Annotated in this window: 22 protein-coding genes; 4 read left to right on the top strand and 18 right to left on the bottom strand. The window is 35.1% G+C overall.

What is annotated here, in order from left to right; translation table 11 throughout:
• Nucleotides 1–48: 48 nt before the first annotated feature.
• The 10 genes from QWY87_RS14200 to rlmH all read right to left on the bottom strand — a co-directional run bounded on the left by QWY87_RS14200 (nucleotide 49) and on the right by rlmH (nucleotide 9,611).
• On the bottom strand, nucleotides 49–663 hold the full coding sequence (locus QWY87_RS14200; protein WP_290292392.1) for a MarC family protein: 615 nt from the start codon (nucleotides 661–663) through the stop codon (nucleotides 49–51).
• Nucleotides 664–898: 235 nt separating this feature from the next.
• Nucleotides 899–1,819, bottom strand: coding sequence for a DUF5692 family protein (locus QWY87_RS14195; protein ID WP_290292390.1), 921 nt, complete (start codon nucleotides 1,817–1,819; stop codon nucleotides 899–901).
• Between the two features lie 59 nt (nucleotides 1,820–1,878).
• On the bottom strand, nucleotides 1,879–2,982 hold the full coding sequence (locus QWY87_RS14190) for an alpha/beta hydrolase (protein ID WP_290292386.1): 1,104 nt from the start codon (nucleotides 2,980–2,982) through the stop codon (nucleotides 1,879–1,881).
• Nucleotides 2,983–3,020: 38 nt separating this feature from the next.
• Entirely contained in the window at nucleotides 3,021–4,433 is a 1,413-nt protein-coding gene (locus QWY87_RS14185) for a DUF1214 domain-containing protein (protein WP_290292384.1), read from the bottom strand.
• Between the two features lie 24 nt (nucleotides 4,434–4,457).
• Complete coding sequence (locus tag QWY87_RS14180; protein WP_290292381.1) at nucleotides 4,458–5,750, bottom strand: DUF1254 domain-containing protein; 1,293 nt, start codon at nucleotides 5,748–5,750, stop codon at nucleotides 4,458–4,460.
• A gap of 37 nt (nucleotides 5,751–5,787) precedes the next feature.
• Nucleotides 5,788–6,612 carry a hypothetical protein gene (locus tag QWY87_RS14175; RefSeq protein WP_290292378.1) on the bottom strand — a complete coding sequence of 275 codons (825 nt, stop codon included), beginning with the start codon at nucleotides 6,610–6,612 and terminating at the stop codon, nucleotides 5,788–5,790.
• Nucleotides 6,613–6,724: 112 nt separating this feature from the next.
• Complete coding sequence (locus QWY87_RS14170) at nucleotides 6,725–7,273, bottom strand: TetR/AcrR family transcriptional regulator (RefSeq protein WP_290292375.1); 549 nt, start codon at nucleotides 7,271–7,273, stop codon at nucleotides 6,725–6,727.
• Nucleotides 7,274–7,345: 72 nt separating this feature from the next.
• On the bottom strand, nucleotides 7,346–8,242 hold the full coding sequence (locus tag QWY87_RS14165) for a 3-hydroxyacyl-CoA dehydrogenase (RefSeq protein ID WP_290292373.1): 897 nt from the start codon (nucleotides 8,240–8,242) through the stop codon (nucleotides 7,346–7,348).
• Between the two features lie 156 nt (nucleotides 8,243–8,398).
• Complete coding sequence (locus tag QWY87_RS14160; protein WP_290292372.1) at nucleotides 8,399–8,947, bottom strand: DUF3124 domain-containing protein; 549 nt, start codon at nucleotides 8,945–8,947, stop codon at nucleotides 8,399–8,401.
• A gap of 190 nt (nucleotides 8,948–9,137) precedes the next feature.
• A complete protein-coding gene (gene rlmH, locus QWY87_RS14155) occupies nucleotides 9,138–9,611 on the bottom strand; it encodes a 23S rRNA (pseudouridine(1915)-N(3))-methyltransferase RlmH (protein ID WP_290292370.1) in 474 nt (157 codons plus the stop codon).
• 59 nt (nucleotides 9,612–9,670) lie between these two features.
• On the opposite strand from rlmH, the gene nadC reads away from it, so the two are divergent.
• Complete coding sequence (gene nadC, locus QWY87_RS14150) at nucleotides 9,671–10,528, top strand: carboxylating nicotinate-nucleotide diphosphorylase (protein WP_290292369.1); 858 nt, start codon at nucleotides 9,671–9,673, stop codon at nucleotides 10,526–10,528.
• Between the two features lie 2 nt (nucleotides 10,529–10,530).
• Here the strand turns inward: nadC and QWY87_RS14145 are convergent, their stop codons facing one another.
• The 4 genes from QWY87_RS14145 to QWY87_RS14130 form a co-directional block, all read right to left on the bottom strand.
• Entirely contained in the window at nucleotides 10,531–11,385 is an 855-nt protein-coding gene (locus QWY87_RS14145) for a sulfurtransferase (RefSeq protein ID WP_290292368.1), read from the bottom strand.
• Nucleotides 11,386–11,403: 18 nt separating this feature from the next.
• Nucleotides 11,404–12,051 (bottom strand): protein-L-isoaspartate(D-aspartate) O-methyltransferase, encoded by a 648-nt coding sequence (locus tag QWY87_RS14140; protein WP_435389557.1) that lies wholly within the window; start codon nucleotides 12,049–12,051, stop codon nucleotides 11,404–11,406.
• A gap of 130 nt (nucleotides 12,052–12,181) precedes the next feature.
• Complete coding sequence (locus QWY87_RS14135) at nucleotides 12,182–12,502, bottom strand: CCC motif membrane protein (RefSeq protein WP_290292367.1); 321 nt, start codon at nucleotides 12,500–12,502, stop codon at nucleotides 12,182–12,184.
• Between the two features lie 9 nt (nucleotides 12,503–12,511).
• Entirely contained in the window at nucleotides 12,512–12,799 is a 288-nt protein-coding gene (locus tag QWY87_RS14130; protein ID WP_290292366.1) for a DUF2752 domain-containing protein, read from the bottom strand.
• A 61-nt stretch (nucleotides 12,800–12,860) separates the two neighbouring features.
• Between QWY87_RS14130 and QWY87_RS14125 the strand changes: the two genes are divergently transcribed.
• Complete coding sequence (locus QWY87_RS14125; protein WP_290292364.1) at nucleotides 12,861–13,400, top strand: Smr/MutS family protein; 540 nt, start codon at nucleotides 12,861–12,863, stop codon at nucleotides 13,398–13,400.
• Nucleotides 13,401–13,409: 9 nt separating this feature from the next.
• Here the strand turns inward: QWY87_RS14125 and QWY87_RS14120 are convergent, their stop codons facing one another.
• On the bottom strand, nucleotides 13,410–13,925 hold the full coding sequence (locus tag QWY87_RS14120) for a hypothetical protein (protein ID WP_290292363.1): 516 nt from the start codon (nucleotides 13,923–13,925) through the stop codon (nucleotides 13,410–13,412).
• Nucleotides 13,926–14,037: 112 nt separating this feature from the next.
• On the opposite strand from QWY87_RS14120, the gene QWY87_RS14115 reads away from it, so the two are divergent.
• Entirely contained in the window at nucleotides 14,038–15,177 is a 1,140-nt protein-coding gene (locus QWY87_RS14115) for a cysteine desulfurase family protein (RefSeq protein ID WP_290292362.1), read from the top strand.
• Between the two features lie 39 nt (nucleotides 15,178–15,216).
• On the opposite strand, the gene QWY87_RS14110 is transcribed toward QWY87_RS14115, so the two are convergent.
• Nucleotides 15,217–16,053 carry an FKBP-type peptidyl-prolyl cis-trans isomerase gene (locus QWY87_RS14110; RefSeq protein ID WP_290292359.1) on the bottom strand — a complete coding sequence of 279 codons (837 nt, stop codon included), beginning with the start codon at nucleotides 16,051–16,053 and terminating at the stop codon, nucleotides 15,217–15,219.
• Between the two features lie 109 nt (nucleotides 16,054–16,162).
• Nucleotides 16,163–17,932: a translational GTPase TypA gene (gene typA, locus QWY87_RS14105; RefSeq protein ID WP_290292357.1), complete on the bottom strand. Its 1,770-nt coding sequence runs from the start codon at nucleotides 17,930–17,932 to the stop codon at nucleotides 16,163–16,165.
• Between the two features lie 182 nt (nucleotides 17,933–18,114).
• Between typA and QWY87_RS14100 the strand changes: the two genes are divergently transcribed.
• Entirely contained in the window at nucleotides 18,115–18,927 is an 813-nt protein-coding gene (locus QWY87_RS14100; RefSeq protein WP_290292356.1) for a Cof-type HAD-IIB family hydrolase, read from the top strand.
• Nucleotides 18,928–18,942: 15 nt separating this feature from the next.
• On the opposite strand, the gene QWY87_RS14095 is transcribed toward QWY87_RS14100, so the two are convergent.
• Nucleotides 18,943–19,353 (bottom strand): acyl-CoA thioesterase, encoded by a 411-nt coding sequence (locus tag QWY87_RS14095; protein WP_290292354.1) that lies wholly within the window; start codon nucleotides 19,351–19,353, stop codon nucleotides 18,943–18,945.
• Between the last annotated feature and the right edge of the window lie 4 nt (nucleotides 19,354–19,357).

Here is a 19,357-nt window from a genome sequence, read left to right as displayed (position 1 = left end):
GAAGTTTTACTTTCAATTATTCATTTTAAAATATTACAAATCAACTTATTACATCATCAAACCAAAAGATTCTTTGATACCCATAATAATATTATCTGCTGCTACTGCTGTCAAAATCAAACCCATCACCCTACTGATAATACTGGCTCCTGCCGATCCAATTAATTTGTGAACTTTTGTGGAGAGTAATAATAGAATTAAAACAATTGCCAACACGACGACCATTACAAGACTTGATTGTACCTGTTCAAATATGCTGTACTCAGCATTCTTTGTCAATAATACAACCGCAAGCATGGCCCCAGGACTGGCTATCGAGGGCATTGCCATAGGATATATTGCTATTTCGTTAGGGTCTTTAACTGATTTGATCTCCTCATCTGGCTTACTATCGCCAAAAATCATGGTAAGGGCAAAAAGAAATAGTACGATTCCACCGGCAATTTGAAAAGCCGGCAGTGGTACTTCAATCGCATCAAGAATGAGTTCTCCTGCAATGATAAAAAATTGCAGCACTCCGTATGAAACAAGTACTGCTTTAAAGGCAGTGGTTCTTTTTTCTTTTTCGCTTAAACCATCTGTAACAGCAATAAATACCGGAACAGATCCTATCGGATCAATAACTGCAAAGAGAAAAATAAAGGTTGAAACAAGCTCAATCATAGAGAGGTTTGGTTTATTTGCATTTAGTTCGCTTAAAATTACAATTTAATTATGAGTTATAATTAGTCTAGCGTTTCAAAATTATCTTCATCCACGATACATCAAAGCTTGATCATAATGGATTATAGATTCATAATACAAGCTAAATGTAATCATAGTCATTCTATATAAAAAAAAGCATCAGGTAAAATATTAGTTCTCATATTCCACCTGACACCCCTTAAAATTAAATATATTAACTATTTTCAGCTATAACAGTCTTGTATGCCTCCGTATCACTATATACTTCTGATTTTAACGGATTAATTTTCTTCTTAATGATACGATAAACGTGATAACCTATCAAAATTACATTGGCTAACAATGCGATAAAACTAACTATAAAAAGCATGGTGTCATTATTGGTTGATTTAACCGCATAAGCTGAGGTATCAACAAATGCAGGATAACTCATTACAAACATCATCCAAAAGGCCAAGGTGAAAGCTCTGTGTTGAAACCAAGCTCCTTTTTTGATGATAAGGAAAGGAATAACACTGGCTAAAAGTAACAGTAAACCTGCGTACCAAGAATGATCAGGAACACAATTATAAGTATATGCGAAATTCCATAAATCATAAGCTATAACCCATACCCAGATCTGATCTGGCCAGATAACGTCTTTGGTTTTTCCTTTACTTGCAAAAATACCCATCCAACCAGAAATAGCAATGATATTTAAGATACCAGCGATTCCGTTCATGATATTCCATGGACCTCCATTGAGCAGCATCCCATGGTCCATACCATGAATACTATAGACTTCAAAATCTCGCAAGACCGCCTCCGCAATATTAATCGCCAAAATAATTGCAGGAAGCATCAAAACATACTTATTAGCAGCGGCTTTCTTCCAATAACTTATTGCCAAACAAGATAATGCCGCGGCTAGGACAGAATACAATTTGGCCCAATGAAACCAAGACCCAACACTCGATCCAGCAACAGCCGTTTTAGGCCAGACAAAAATGGTAAAGATAATAGGAATCACTATAAAAAGGGTTAATGCGACGTACTTATACCTTCTGGCAAACTCATTTAAAAGCATTAAAGCGGCTAAGACTCCTAGACCGACAAGAAATGTAATTAGATCAAATGATTCAAATAATAAATTCATAGTTAAATTGTTTTTAGTTAGTATTATTGTTTTTAGTGCCTTGTTTTAATCAGCAGTTTTTATTCAATTTCATTATTTATGTACTGTGTTAGAAATTTATCAAGCTCCCTATATACCGATTTTGACTCAGGACTTTTAGCAGCTAGCATATAGTCACCATGAGATTGTCCTTCAATGACCATAAGGTCTGAGGTGGAGCCTGCATCTCGTAATTTAAGGTGAGTCATTACCGTTGAACTTAATAGTATGTCGCGTGTACCGGTAACTAAAATAGAAGGAGGAAACCCAGAAAGATTAGCATTAAGAGGAGAAAGATAAGGGCTTTCTAAATCAACACCATTGGCATATAATTTAAAAGATGCTGCAAGAAATCCATCCCATGTTCCTAAAACTCTATCTAGGTTCTCGTTGGTATAAAACGAATCTCCTTTTTTATTTAGAACGGTTACAGGAGTGCCAAGGAAAAGAGCTTTAGGTAGCTCAACACCTTCTTCTATTAATTTCAGCGTTGTAACCATTGTAATATTTCCACCTGCAGAAGTTCCGCCTAAAAATAAGTTGTGATTTGGGTGTTTTTCTAATATACCTTTATAAGCAGCCACAGCATCATTTAATCCGGTAGGATAAGGATGTTCTGGTGGCATGTGATAATCAATGGAAATAACAGGTATTTGTAAACTACTTGCTATAAGCATCGCTTCAGTATACGAGGCATCACCACCATTCAAAATAAAGGCTCCTCCATGGATGTTAATAAAATAACTATTTGTGTATTTATCTGCAATTTTTGGAGGCGAAATGTATCTAACTACTGTGCCGTTAATCTCTTTCTTCTCCACGGTTATAGATAGCATTTCAGCCAACTTATGAGCGTTTTCAATGGTCACCTTATCTTTAGCTTCAATAAAAGTTACCCATTCCTCGTTGGTTTGAGGGAAGGCTTGCATAGATTCATACGCTGGAGGCTTTATTGAACGAAGACTTTCTTGCATTTCTTTACTAACCAATTGTGATACAGGAATGATTCTTCTGTTAAGCACGATCTCACCCTGTTTCTTTTCCTTTAACAAGGCCTCATTATTGCTGCTAGCGGGTTTATCGCTTTTTTCTGTGCAAGCCATTGCCACCAGTGAAAGAAAGACCATTAAAAATATATTTTTCATATGAAATTTATTTCCATGCTTATTCTTAAAAATTAGTTTTAAAGCTTCTCAGCAAAAGGAGCATTCCAAGTATCTATTTTATCTAACTGTGGTCCATATATCCTTAAAAGAACAGTTATCTCTTCATCTGTTTTTTGTGAAGGCAACCAGTTTTCAAAAGGGACTCCTTCTGGTTTTTCAGGGGATATATATATTTCTATACCACCTTCTTTATTGAGTTTCATGCCACCATTTTCACCCACACTGTATTTTTTGTATTCATTAGGGATAAAAAACCCATGGGTTTTATCATATAAAGTCAATGACCAAAAGGCATTGGCAGGAGGGAGTTGTTCTTTTGTCATTTTTATGATATAGTTGTTCAAACCGTTCATTGAAGATCCATCCTTAGTAATAACAGGTGGGTAATAAGCTTCTCGCATCGGCAAACCAATTGGGCCTGCTATAGAAACAGGTAATAGAGCGCTTAAATCTGTTTCACCTTTAGGGAGAAATATTTTATGCGCCAATTCTTTATCAGCTGCCTGAGAAGTTTTGGCTAAATTTTCCAAACGCACTTTATCAGCTGCGGCTCTAAACTTATTACCATCAATGCTGATTGCCGTTTCTACATTATAAACTTTACCGGGTACAATACCTAATAACTTCATACTAGCCAAAAACTCTTGGTCCATTTCAATGCTTTTATCAAAAGATAAATGGTTGGTTACAAATTGCATCACTTCTACAAAATTATTTTCAAAAATATCTAAGTCTATTTTACCAACTTGCGGAAAAGTTATTGCATCGCGTTCTTTAGGTGTTTCACCCTTAAATTCTGATAAACCCTTGAATCCAATCTCTTGAATTTTAGCTGTATTGTGTTTAAACCTGAGGGGTTCTACAGCGTGTGGCATAACTCTAAAGACAACAGCGATAAAATCACCATCAGCTTTAAATATGTCATCTACACCTTCTATAGCATCACCATTGTAGTTTAGGGTGTGATCACTATAAAATAAAATCTTTTCATTTTTTTGAAAATCTCCTTGAGTTGTTGATTTTGGTACGTTTACATAGTGATCATATGCAACCACCATTAGTGAAACATATTTTGAATCAAATGCAGGTAGATTAACAACAAAAGGTTCATTTCTTAAATCTAACATAATAACAGTGTAAAAAGAGTCGTTATTCGGACGTGCAAGATCCGTCATAGTATGATCCTTTAGTTTAGTATCTGCATTTATTGTGTTCCAGCCACCTTGCGATATCGCAAATTTGTTGATTAGATTATATAATGCAACATACTGGTAACTGCGCTTTACGATGTTTTCAATTTGTGCTTCGGTAAGCACTACGTTTGTAAGCTCATCAACTTTTTGTTGTTTTTCTTTTTTTTCTGTGTTTCCACAACTTGCCAATACAAGTACCAGGCATAATGCACTGATTGTTTTTGTTAGGTTCTTCATTGTTATCGTATTCTAGTGTTGTGATTATTTATTTTGCACGAAAGCTGGAGGAATATAACTTCCAATTTTATCTGGATCTGCTTGATAAGCTCTTATAAGAATCACCATTTTCCCCCCTGGCGTGTACAACCAATTCCCTTCTTCTGGTTGAGATGATATACTCAAAACTAATGATCCGTCTTCCTCAAATTGCATTTTATCGGTTGTTAAAACATAAGAATCGTATTCGTTTTTCTTCACCATTATGTTTTCATCATGTATAGTTATAGACCAAAAACCAATATTTGTTAATGGAGGTAATTCTTCTTTACTAAAGCTAATTTTCCCTTCACCTTCAGTATTTAGCATAAAATAGTTTGCTTCTTCTTTAGAATTTCCATACAAACCAAAAAAGGCACCTGCAGCTCTTGCCATATAGTTCCCGTTTAAAAATTCACGCGTTCCAAAAACCTCAGTCGCAGAAAAATAACCATTACCTATTTCTAGATTTTTAGATTCGTTAGTAATGGCTGCGTAAGCAGAGTCGATACCAGCCTGTACTTCTTTTAGTTGAGCTTCATTTAAATTAACATCCGCCATAACGCCAATTGCCTCCCACTTTTTAAAAAGTTCTTTTTCTGAACTAGGCACTTCGGTTAACAGGGAATTGACGTATTCAACAAATGAAGGAGAATATGCTTTTTCCTTATCATAGTTTGGATACGTCCTTAATTCTTTTGGAGCATCAATAATTTTGATGGCATTTTGCAGTGCTACAACATGTTCCAGTTCTGAGCGATCTTTGATGTCAATACGACAAACCAGTACAAAATGATCTCCTTCTACTAATACAGGTTTGCTATTTAAGTGAGTTGGTAACTCTTGTCCTTCGTTGTAAAAAGTAAACCTCCCAGCATCTCCATTATTGGCACGAGTACCTAAGTAAAAGAAGTTGTGTGTAAAAACATCAATAAATTGGTATACAACATAGCGATCTTTTATTTCTGGAATTTCAAGAGTAACAGGGCCTCCAGAAATATCTATAAAACCACCACCTGTCATAGAGGTAAGGTTGGTGGCAACAATGGGCTGGTTAATGTTTTCCATAGGGTACTTGGAATTCATGTCTAACACATTGGGTTTTGATCCCATATATTTAAACATCTGATCCATAGCTTTCAATTGCTCCAGCATAGGATAGGCATAAACAAATGCATCATAAGCCAACTCTTTTAGGCTTTCACTTTGTTTTGTTGGTGTTTCTTGTTTTTTGTTTTGGCCACATGATACCATTATTAATAGTGTCAATATGGGAATAATATTGAATATTTTTTTCATATTACTTAAATTTAAAAATAGAAAATCTTTATTAATCTTAAAAACCAAACATACTTTTTGGTAATATAAATTGTACTTGAAAACGCCATTGCCATTCAGCGCCATAGTCTGGTCTAACCACATTGTTGTATAAGCCTGTTTGAACATTTAAAGGGAATTTACCTCCTAGCATAAGTAATCTACCAGCGCCTAGACCAACAGGCACAGTCCATTGGTTGCCTTTTGAAGCTTCCCAATTTGCTGTAATAATTGGTACAGAATTAAGATACCAACCACCTCCTAATTGTTTCACAAGGAATATGTTTAATAACATACGGTTTACATCTGCTCTTTCGCTTTCTCCAGCAAATGACCATGTATGATTCCATACAGCTCCTAAGGTCCAATCTCCTTTTTGAGTTAGAGCAACCAATGAAGGTCCTGCACTCCATTTTTCACTTCCCCTAGTGCTTCCTCCGGTTGGGAATTCTAGTACAGGTCCAAATCCCCACATAAGCCCTTTACTTTTAGGAACAAAAAAACCAGTAAGAACAACATCGCCTACCCCTGATGATGAGGGTGAAGACGGAAATAAATCAGAGGGTATAGAAACAACGGGGATAATGGTTCGCGTTATAAATTTACCATTAGCGAAAGGGATAATAGGCTGAAAGTTTAATACGTTTACATTTTTATCATTATCAAAACCTTGATTTATATTCAGGTTGTTTTGAATGGGTACAGTGATTAAATTTGCTAAAGGGTTTGCTAATTCTTTGGCTAAATCTTCTTGTAAATCTTCAACTTCTTGCTCTTGTGCATAAAGGTTCATACAAATAATTGAAAAAGCTAAGAAGATGAATAATGGTTTAATTAATTTCATTTTGTTTATTTTGTTTAACCAAAATTAAAATAAATTAAACAATATGTTTTAGACACACCTGTGCAATATTGTGTAACTAATTAAATATCAATTATATAAAATAAATAAAAGTTTATCTGTTTGAAAAATCGAATACTGTTTTCATGATAGTTTCTGTTTTCTCGCATAAGTGTTCAACACTTAAGTTGTCAACATCCAACCTTGAATACCAAGTATCTAAAACAGTCATCCATAAAGGCTCTGCTATATCGTAACTAATACTTGAATCATAATAACTAAGCATTTTTGGAATTAGTATTGGATTTGCCATTCTATTTAGACTTATATAAAGGTCATTATATTTTGATATATGTCTATTCAAAAAAAATTGTCTAAAGAACTTAAGACTTGTCGGATATCGCATGCTAATAATATGTAAGTCAGGTAAAAAATATTTTATTTCTTCCCTTATCACTTTCAAGTATTCTTCTGTGATAGTGCAGTGTACTTCAATCAAATTGTCAATCAATTCATCTTTATCTTTGAAGTGATAATAGAAATTCGTTCTTGGAAGCGAAGCAATTGCAGCAAGTTTTTGTATGGACAAATTACTAGGGCCATTTTCAGCAAAAAGGAAATAACCAGCCTGAATCCATTTTTCTCTAGAATTATTACTTTTCATAAATTATTTTAAACCAATTCATTTATTCTAAACTTAAACTTTTGTACAATAACACTTATGATATGAATTATATTACTTTAAAAAATTAACATCTAAATATTTGGGATTAGGATACTTGTAAAACCCTTCGCCACTACTCAGTCCCATTTTACCTTTATCTATAAAATTAGTTTTGATCCAATTCGATCTGTCAATTTTATCTTGATCCCCTAGTTTTTCACCCCATAGCATACCAATATTATACATCGTTTCCATTCCAACGGCATCCATTATTCCAAACGGCCCTGCTTTTGCTCCTGTACTTATCATCCAAGTTTTATCTATGCTTTCTGCATCAGACACACCTCTAAACAATAAGTCAGCTGCAGCATCCAGCAATGGGACCAATAAAGAATTCAATACATATCCATTTTGTTCTTTTTTAATTGGTATTGGTACCATGCCAATTTCTTTAGCAAACTCCAATACACGATCAAATATTTCAGGATCCGTTCCCTCGTGCCCCATAACTTCACCCACATTGGCATCCCAAATACCGTTGGCAAAGTGCAGCGCTAAAAACTTTTCCGGACGCCCGGTAAACGCTGCATAATCACTGGGCAAAGTAGTGGATGAGTTCGTTGTAAAAATCGTCTTTTCAGGAGCGACTTTGGCAAGCTCCTCATAAAAATTCCGTTTTATTTCTATGCTTTCAGGTACAGATTCGCTTATAATATCAGCATCTTTTGTAGCTTCAGCTAAGTCTGTAGTGTAGTTTAACCTATTGAAAGTAGCTTTTATTTCTTCTTGAGAGGCGCCTCGTGTCGCTAAAAACAAATCTGCAAAACTCTGGTGAAACTTTTTACTTCTCTCTATTCCTTTTTCGAATGCATCGTAGACAACTACATTAAACCCATTAAAAGCCGTCTGCCATGCTATTTGGGACCCAAGAGTTCCTCCTCCTGCGACTGTTACGTTTACTATTTTCATGGTCTTATCATTTTAAAATTGCATCAACTTATTTCTCTAAATATACGGAAAGATAATTCTCTGATTGTATTTCGATTAGAAAGCAGCGTCAAATCTATGAAGCGAGGATGTCAAAAAATATATAATTCTTGATCTCTATGGTATCCTTCATTCCTATCATCTACCTGTTTTTATTCTTTTACCCTGCGTAGTAAATGAAAGCCCTTGCCCAAAGGATGAAATCATAACAGCTTCAAATAAGGGTTCATTAGACGAAGGTTTCATCCTCCAATCAAAATGAAAATTGGCACCTGTCCCCCCTTCCTTGTCTTTTTCAGCGATAACAATTTCAACAGTTTCCATAGGCGCTAGGTACAGGGTTTTTTTGAAATATTTTCGTATAGCATGCCCCCTTGTGTTAAAATATTCTGCATTATCGATATAAATCGTGTCGCTCTTGTTCACATTCCTAATACTTACAGTAGCCGTCAAGTTGTACGTTTTATGCTCAGTTTCATTGTAAACCTGAGAGTAAACGGATAAATAACTACTCCCTATTAACAATGAATCTGGTATAGAATGTGTAATGTTTCTTTGAAATTGGTTTCGTTGCGTATCTACCTCCTCTTTCACCTCTTCCTGACAGGCATAAAGTTGGACAACAAGACATGAAAATAAACTTATTCTAAGAAGTCTTTTAATTAAATTATCAGCAGCAATTGACATATGTTTTATGGCGTTTTAGAATGAATGTGACCTAAGTAAAAATAATCAAAAATATTGACCTTTATAAAACAAAACATTAAGAATTGTCCTGCTGACAATCAAATAACCAAGCTAAGATGATTATCTAAATTATTCAAAAATGAATGATGAGTTCTTGCAACTTATCAAGCATCATCTAAAAGTCAAATTATTATTCATGATGATAAGGCTCATTTTTAAGGATGGTAAATGCACGATAAATTTGTTCTACGACAAACAATCTGATCATCTGGTGTGAAAAAGTCATTTTGGATAACGAAACTTTCCCCTGGGCTTTTTGATACACTGCATTTGAAAAGCCATAAGGACCACCAATAACCAAAACCATTTGTTTGATTCCTGAATTCATTTTCTTTTGCATGAAATTTGAAAACTCCCTTGAAGTGTGCATGACTCCTTTTTCATCAAGGAGAATGAGTTGATCCGCTGGATTTACTTTTTTAAGAATTAATTCCCCTTCTTTCTCTTTCTGCTCTGATTCAGAAAGATTTTTTACATTCTTTAAATCCGGAATCAGCTCCAATTCAAATTTGATATAATGTTTGAGTCTGGCTTGATAAGAAGAAATTAATAATTGAAGATTTTTATCATCAGTTTTTCCAATGGCCAGTAATTTGATTTTCATAGAAGTGATTGTTTCGGTAAATATAAAGACTTATTTTTGTACTTCTTAATCACAATATAATGATCAGTAAAAGTCAATTTGCTAAAGAACTTGAGGGTATTATAAAAAACGCAATTCGTGAAGATGTTGGCGATGGTGATCATAGTTCCCTTGCATGTATTCCTAAGGATGCAAAAGGTAAAGCCAAATTATTGGTTAAAGAAAATGGTATTATCGCAGGCGTTGAATTTGCAAAAATGATCTTTAATGAAGTTGATCCTGAGTTGCAAGTAGAAACTTTTATAGCAGATGGAGATTTGGTAAGCATTGGAGATATTGTGTTTTTTGTCACTGGGAATTCCCAATCCATTTTAAAAGCAGAAAGACTGGTATTAAATGCCATGCAGCGTATGAGCGCCATAGCAACCAAGACAAATAAATTTGTGAATGAACTAAAAGGTACGCAAACCAAAATTCTTGACACCAGAAAAACAACACCTGGAATTCGAGCGATCGAAAAATGGGCTGTTAAGATTGGAGGCGGTGTTAACCATAGGTTTGCCCTGTACGACATGATCATGCTCAAAGACAATCATATTGATTTTGCCGGAGGTATTGATATGGCGATAAAAAAAACAAAAGACTACTTAGAAAAAAATAAATTAGATCTTAAAATAATTGTTGAAGCCCGAAGTTTAGATGAGATCCAACAGATTCTTGATCATCAGGGTATCCATAGAATTCTCATTGACAATTTTGATTATGAGACCACTGAAAAAGCGGTACAAATGATTGCGGGTCAATGTGAATCGGAGTCTTCAGGTGGAATAACCCTCCAAACTGCTAGAAAATATGCTGACTGCGGAGTTGATTATATCTCTTCAGGAGCACTCACCCACTCTGTTAGCAATATGGATTTGAGCTTAAAAGCGATTTAATCTTACTTGCCTGTTTCTATAGGTAATGTATCGATACTCCCCCATTCTGTCCATGAGCCATCATAGATTGAAAGGTTTTTGAACCCTGCTAATTCCGCTCCTAGAGCTAGCACACAAGCTGTAATGCCAGAGCCACATGAAAAAGTAATATTTTTATCTTTAGAAAATTTATCCTTAATTTTATTTTGAATCTCCGTTAATTCATGCATCTTTCCATTTTTCAACAAATCGGTATAAGGTAGATTCACGGCATTAGGAATATGACCACTCCTTAGACCTTCTCTGGGTTCTTCAACCAGGCCTTCAAAGCGATCGGACGCCCTGGCGTCAACAACAACCTCCAATTCATCGTCAAGAATAGCCAAAACATCTTGAGAATCTTTAAAAAATGCCTTTTTATAAATACCTTCAAAATTTCCTTTTTCAATCCTGATTTCTGTTTTTTCCTCAGTGTTATACCCCGCTTCTAACCACGATTTTAGGCCACCATCTAAGACCGCTACCTGATGATGCCCCATGGCCTTAAACATCCACCAGGCTCTGGCGCTTGAATAAATACCGTGATCATCATAAACTATAATCACGCTGTCTTTGTTAATTCCAAGTAATCTAGCCTTTTCATTGAAAGAAGCTCCATCAATTCTTGTGTTAGGAAAGGCTGCGGTAGTGATACTAAAAGTATTTTTTATGTCAAAGAATCGAGCTCCCGGAATACGATGAGTTGAAACTCCTCCATCGCTATCGCCAACCACTGCCTTCGGAAGCGTTGCATCGAGAACGACTACATTCTTATTCTTTACATTTTGTGCTAACCATTGAACTTGAACAAGAGGGCTATTCAATTGTGTAGTTTCCATAAACAAATTAAGCAGGAATTAATTCTTTTCTTTTAACAATGGAACAAATCTGAAATCTCCATATTCTAATTTTTCAAACTTCTTTTCTGAGGTTCTTGTAAATACGGTCATCACTTGTACGTTATCTCCTATCGGAATAACCAGCTTTCCTCCTATATTCAGCTGTCCTAATAGTGCTTTAGGCAAATATGGCGCTCCTGCAGTTACAATTATACTATCGAAAGGAGCGTATTCAGGCATTCCTAAATAACCATCACCGAATTCCAATTTTTTGGGTACATAGCCTACCTTAGGTAAAAATTTCTTTGCCTTAGTGTATAATTCCTTTTGTCGCTCTATACTATAAACTTCAGCCTTTAATTCAATAAGTACTGCTGTCTGATACCCCGAACCAGTCCCAATTTCAAGAATTTTTTGTCCTGGTTGAACTTCTAACAATTCAGTTTGAAAAGCTACAGTATAAGGTTGAGAGATCGTTTGATCTGCTCCAATTGGAAATGGTTTATCCTGATAAGCAAAATCAACAAAGCCTGAATCCATAAATAAATGCCTGGGCACTTTAGAAATGGCATCAAGAACTGCTTTATCCTTAATTCCTTTATTTCTGATAGTACTAACCAGTTGGTTTCTTAAGCCTTTGTGCCTATTCGAATCATTTATTATCATAGCGTAAAAATAGAGAAATATTTGACTTGAAAACAAAGCTCCAATCAATTTTTTAGCAATTATTAAGTCGTTTTATTAACGATTATAATCAATTGACTATCATGCTTTTGATGGAGTTGCTTACAATATGTTAATATTCATCAGACATATTATTAAACTCTTCAAACAATACTTGATATTCACCAGTTGTTAAAATATAAATATGCCAAAGCATTGATACAACCCCAACAACAATTCCAATTATCGCTGTTGTTCTACCTGTTTGCGCATTATTGATACCGTCAAAACTATGAGGATCATCATTGTGAATTCGAATTGCTTTGTTGGCATTATTAAGTCCAATAATTCCTAAAATAATACCGATTATTCCCCAGCAACAACAAGCGGTTACTATTGAAAAAATGCCAAGAATTAAGGCGCTCTGCGAATAAGGTAATTTTTCTTTATACATAAATTGAGATTAGATTAATTTTAAAATATAGTTGCCAATGATGATGATCAAATTAAAGATAAAAAGCCATTGTAAAATTTTGTGCCCTTGAGAAAAATTAAATTTCAAATGCAAACCCAGCATGGTGATTAACAAAATAAGAGAATAAATTGCCGGATAACTTAGAAATGCATTTGTAAAATCTCCTTTCAATAAGAAAATAACTGATCTTTGAAAGCCACATCCCATACATTCCATGCCCATACTTTTCCATTGGCATGACAGCATATTATCTTCCAAAAATGAAATAAAACCCATGAATTGATTTAATTGATCAAGGAATTAAAATTACAATAATTTTCAATATATATTTGTTCTCATGAAAGCCAATAACAAATTCAAAATCGGTGACCACGTTGGGGTAATCAGCGATACATTAACTGGAGTCATCACTAAGATAGAATTCCAGTTGATCACTATTGTTTGTGAAGATGGCTTTGAATATACTTATAAGCCCAATGAACTCATTATCAATAAGGACTGGGACAAATTAATCAGTCATTCCTCTCCACAAGACATGACTATTAAAAGCGTACAACCCAAGGCACAATTCAAGGTAAAAAAAGGGAATTTCATCAAGGAAGTCGATTTACACATTCACGAACTTATTGAAAATGAAATCGGAATGACCAACTTTGACAAGCTCTCATTACAGCTAAAAGTAGCTCAGAAAGAGCTTGAAATCGCAATTTCTAAGAAGCATCCAAAGATTATTTTTATTCATGGACGTGGGGCTGGCGTGCTAAAAAGTGAATTAAAAAGTTTATTCAAGAAGTATCAAGTTGACTTTCATGATGCTTCCTATACTGAATATGGTCAGGGGGCAACTGAAGTTATCATTTACCAAAACAAAAAATAACAAAACTTATTATGCAGGACCCGTATCAAGCGTTCCATATACAAAGGTCTCATCAAGTTTAAGCTCTTGGTCATCTACCTCCAATACCACATCAATTAAGACTATATAATGCCTCCAACCAGTAATAGTTTCCCCGTCAGTGTCATATATGGGCTGATTTTCTACGAATATTGTTCCTGAAACGCCTCTCCAATCTTTAAGTACAGTAGGTTCTACCGGTGGGACAGATGCACAAAAATAATCATCTGTCAACTGGTCATCGAACAATCGATACGTTACTGTATAAGCACCGCTAGCGGTCACGTTAACCGGTAAAACAATGTCTTCATCCTTTCTGATTTGCTGATCTGTAAGGGTTACAATCAAGGCCTCTCTCTGTTCATTTGTACTCAACCTATAAAGTGTATAATCCTTTGTTCCACAAAGATTCACCTCATCCTCAAATTCGAAGCTAGAGATATCCAAATCTCCATCATCGCAGGAAAAACCTAAAAACATTATCAATAACAATAGTACTTTCTTCATCTTAAATGATTCAATTTGCTTAAACTGATTAAAACACTTCTTCAACTGCAAAAGTAAAGGATTTGTCTTCATTATAAAACATTAGAACTAAGAAAATAATTACTTTTGTCACATGCAAAAAATATATTTTGACAACGCAGCGACTACACCACTTGATCCAAAGGTTATCAAGTCAATGATTGACCATTTACAAAATAACTTTGGAAACCCATCTTCAACACATGATTTTGGTAGAAAGGCGAAAGCCGTTGTAGAAACAGCCAGAAAAAACATTGCGAAATATTTAAATTGTCAGGCGTCTGAAGTAATTTTTACGGCCGGAGGAAGTGAGGCTGATAATTTGATTCTGTATAATGCTGTAAAAAATTTAGGGGTAAAACGTATTATAAGTTCTTCCATTGAGCATCATGCGGTTTTGCATACCATAGATATGCTACATAAAGATTTTGGCATTGAGAAAGAATTCTTATCAATTGACAGTGAAGGAGAAATTAGTTATGAGGAGCTTGAAACCAAGCTGAAAAGCTCAAATACCAAAACTTTGGTCAGTTTAATGCAAGTCAATAACGAATTGGGAAATATATTGGATATCGATCGTGTGTGCAAAATTTGTAAAGCAGCGGGAGCCTACTTTCATTCTGATACGGTTCAAGGAATCGGACATGTCAATTTAGATCTAAAAGAAACACCTATTGATTTTATAGCTGCCAGTGCCCATAAATTTCACGGGCCGAAAGGTGTCGGATTTGCTGTTGTAAAAAAGGGTCATATCATTAAACCTATTCTTCATGGTGGAGAGCAAGAAATGGGGTCAAGAGCTGGAACTGAGAATACGCATAGCATAGCAGGATTAAACATGGCCTTATCCTTGGCAATGGATCATTTTGAAGAGGATAAAGCGAAACTTTTAGAATTAAAAGAATATTTTATCAATAGCATAGTTCGTGAAATACCTGAAGTATCTTTCAACGGCCTTTCAGCAGATATCGACAGAAGTGCACCCCACATTCTAAGCGTTAGGTTTCCTATTGACAAACCCATGTTGTTGTTCAATCTTGATTTAAAAGGAATTGCTACCTCAGGTGGCAGCGCTTGTCAAAGTGGAAGCAGTAAAGGTTCACACGTCCTTGCAGCTATTCTGAACGAAAATGAAGCCAAACACACTTCTGTAAGGTTTTCTTTTAGCAGATTCAATACTAAAAAAGAAGTCGATCTGGTTATAAAGGAGCTCAGTACAATTATTGCTAAATAAAAAAGGTTGTGATAAAATCACAACCTTTGTTTTTATAGTTTAACTATCTGAATCTAAATAATTCGGAATACCGTCGCCATCAAAATCATCATTTCGTGGATCACCATCACCATCAGTATCCTCCAACAGGGTAACAACGCCATCACCATCATCATCAATGTCCTGAAAATCAGGAATTAGATCTCCATCGGTATCATCGTTATAAACGTCACCATCTCCATCTACATCCTCATCATTGTTTGAAACCAAATCTCCATCCCCGTCGGCCTCAACCACCTTACCCAAATCAAAAAAGTAATAAATCGGGCTGTTTGGTGGAATACTAACTGTTCCAATATTAGCATAAGCTAATCCGGAAGGCATAAAAAATACGCCATTTCCAGTATTCTCATAACCAAAAGATTCATCTGGATATATAACCTTTTCTCCTTCTTTATAATAACTGGCACCATATCTAAACCCAGGTATGGTTTGAGGTAAGTAAAACCATGATTTTGTAGCAGTATAACTCAAATTCTGATCAAACATAAGGCTGTCTAACAAAAAACCTCGATACAAAATCTGCACAGAATCATTTCTGGTAGATTGCTGCCCTACTCCTTGCTGATCAATAAAGTAATACATCTTATAATCAATCTCATTATACTCCATTTGATCTGTTGTTACGATATCATATAACGGAGTCTCTCCATTCAAAATCGTATCAATTTCTTTCTCTGGAGTATAATAGTGTGTCTTCAAAAATTCGATTAAGATTTCATCATCTATTATAGCTTGTGCTACCGGGTCATGATCATCTACATTTGAATCATCATCGTCACTACACGAAAAAATACCAATCCCTAAGATCAATATGAACAAATATTTCAATTTCATTCTCATCATTTTTGCTGAGCAATTTACAATTTTAAACTTTTTTAGAAAAAAACGATTCACTTTTTAACAATTAAATAACCTCTTATTGAAGGGCCATAAATTTGTTAATTTATTTGAATGCTATTTTTCTCATTCTTAGGTTTAACGGTGTAACTTCAAGATATTCATCATCCCTGATATATTCCATACATTCTTCTAAAGAAAAATCAACTTTAGGAAATATCTTGGAAGCTTCATCAGTTCCAGATTTTCTAACGTTGGTCAATTTTTTTCCTTTTATAAGGTTCACACCCATATCTTCTTGTCTGCTGTTCTCACCAACTACCTGACCTTTGTAAATCTCATCATTTGCATCTATGAAGAACTTACCTCTGTCTTGAAGTCTGTCAATAGCATATGCCGTAGCTTTACCAGGTTCAGATGCAACGATGGCACCATTGGCAACTTCACTAAACTCACCTTTAAAAGCATCATAACCTCTTAATCTGTGATTGATAATCGCCTCACCCTGAGTTGCAGTTAAAATTTTATTTCTCAAACCTATTAATCCTCTTGAAGGAATATCAAATTCAAGATGTTGTAAATCTCCTTTTGGTTCCATAACGTGGAGATCTCCTTTTCTAATCGTCACTAAATTAACAGCCTTACTCGATAATGCCTCTGGCACATCAATTACGAGCGTTTCAAAAGGTTCACTTTTAACGCCGTCAATATCTTTAAAAATAACCTTTGGTCTACCAACCTGAAGCTCATAGCCTTCTCTTCTCATGGTTTCAATAAGAACCGATAAATGTAAAATACCTCTCCCAAAAACGATAAATTTATCTTCAGTATCAGTTTCCTCAACTCTTAATGCAAGGTTCTTTTCTGTTTCCTTAAAAAGTCTGTCTCTTAGGTGACGAGAGGTAACAAATTTACCTTCCTTTCCAAAGAATGGAGAGTTATTAATGGTAAAGAGCATACTCATGGTAGGCTTATCAACCTCAATCCTTGGCAATGCTTCCGGGTTTTCAAGGTCGGCAATAGTATCACCAATTTCAAATCCTTCAAGACCGGTAATGGCACAAATGTCTCCACTTCTTACTTTATCAGTCTTCGCCCTTCCAAGTCCTTCAAATGTGTGTAATTCTTTAATTCTAACCTTTTTTGAAACGCCATTTGCTTTACAAAGCATATAGTCCTTTCCTTCTACAAGATCGCCTCTAAATACACGTCCGATAGCAATTCTTCCTGTAAAGGACGAAAAGTCTAATGAAGTAATTTGCATTTGAGGAGTACCTTCTCTATAAGGTGCTTCAGGAATATTTTCAATAATAGCGTCCAGTAAAGGAATAATATTATCCGTTTCTTCTTTCCAGTCAGTATTCATCCAGCCATTTTTTGCTGAACCATATATTGTATTAAATTCTAATTGTTCCTCTGTGGCATCAAGCGCAAACATAAGATCAAAAACTTTTTCTTGAACCAAATCAGGTGTACAGTTCTGTTTGTCAACTTTATTCACAACAACAATTGGCATCAAACCTAGCTCAAGCGCCTTGCTCAATACAAATCTTGTCTGTGGCATTGGTCCTTCAAAAGCATCTACTAAAAGTAACACACCATCAGCCATTTTCAAAACCCGCTCTACTTCTCCACCAAAATCCGCGTGACCAGGCGTATCGATCACATTGATCTTAACACCTTTGTAGTTCACTGAAACGTTTTTTGAAAGAATGGTAATTCCTCTTTCCCTTTCAAGGTCATTATTATCTAATAGAAGGTCTGTACGAACCTTTCTATCATCAAGTATTTTTGCCTGATCAATGATCTTGTCAACAAGGGTAGTTTTTCCGTGGTCAACGTGGGCGATAATTGCTATATTTCTTATTGATTGCATATCTGTTTTTTTGGAAGTGCAAAAGTAATCCTTTATTTTGATTGTCAGGCTATTTGGGCGAATATAAATTCAATATCGAATTTTTAAACACCGTTAAAAACTTATGCGAATAAATAATCATTTATTACCCTGTAAAAGAATGGATAGCATTATTTTTGCGACTTGAATCGTTAATAGTTACTATGGATCTTTCTAATGTTAAAATGGTGGTTACCGATATGGATGGTACCCTTCTCAATGCAAAAAGCGAAGTAAGCAGACAATTTTTTGATCTTTATGAACAACTTAAATCTCATAATGTAAAGTTTGTTGCTGCCAGTGGAAGACAATACAGTAGCATTAAAGACAAGTTGAATTCAATCTCTGAGGAAATTACCATCGTTGCGGAGAATGGCGGCTATATTAAACAAGGGGAAACAGAATTAGATTCCGTATACCTTAGTGATGAAAATGTTCAATTATTGCTTCCCGCAGTGCAAGAAGCCAAAGGGCTTTACACTGTCTTATGCGGCAAAAAGGCAGCGTATATTGAACAAAACGACACAAAATTTATCAATATTCTAAAGGAGTATTACACTCAATTTACTGTACTTGAAAATTTCTCACAACTACCTATTGACGAGATATTTAAAGTTGCTATATATCATTTCAAAAGTTCTGAAAAGTTTATATATCCTGTAGTAAAACACTTAGATAACCAGTTTCAGATTAAAATTTCAGGTCAAAACTGGGTTGACATTTCCAATCCTATCGCCAATAAAGGCAGAGCGATAAAGATATTGCAAGACAAATATGGGATTTCAAAGAATGAAACGATGGTTTTTGGCGATTACAACAACGACCTTGAAATGATTGATCAGGCCTTTTTTAGTTATGCCATGTCTAATGCACATGACAATGTAAAAAAAGCGGCAAGATTTCAAACAAAAAGCAATAATGAATTAGGTGTTGAAATCATCCTACAAGACCTCATCTCTTCAAAAACGGTAAAATAGAATTGAAAATTCCTGTCAATCTAAGTTCAAAATATCCAAAATATCGTTTTTAATTCTGGTTGGCCTCAATGTCTTGGCATCGATTAAACACCAGGTTGATGCGGCTTTTAAAAGCAAGGTTTCCCCTTTAGAAATTTCAACATGACGAACCGATTTAACTCCTTTCGATTCTCCTATATAGGTATGTAATGTAAGTTCATCGCCTAAAACAGCTTCGTTAAGATAATCTAGTTCATGTCTTAAAACTACCCAAACATATTTTTCTTTTAAACCATTCTTTGCTAATATATCCCAATGTTTTTCAGAGATATCATTAACCCATTGCAGGTACACCACATTATTAACATGCATCAACGTGTCAATATGCCGGGCCTCAACTTTTAAATTGTACGTAAATGAAACTGATTTTACAGGTCGCTGGTCCATTCGA

This window comes from Lutimonas halocynthiae (assembly GCF_030409835.1).
GTDB classification, from domain to species: domain Bacteria; phylum Bacteroidota; class Bacteroidia; order Flavobacteriales; family Flavobacteriaceae; genus Lutimonas; species Lutimonas halocynthiae.
This window is presented reverse-complemented; position numbering and strand designations above follow the sequence as displayed.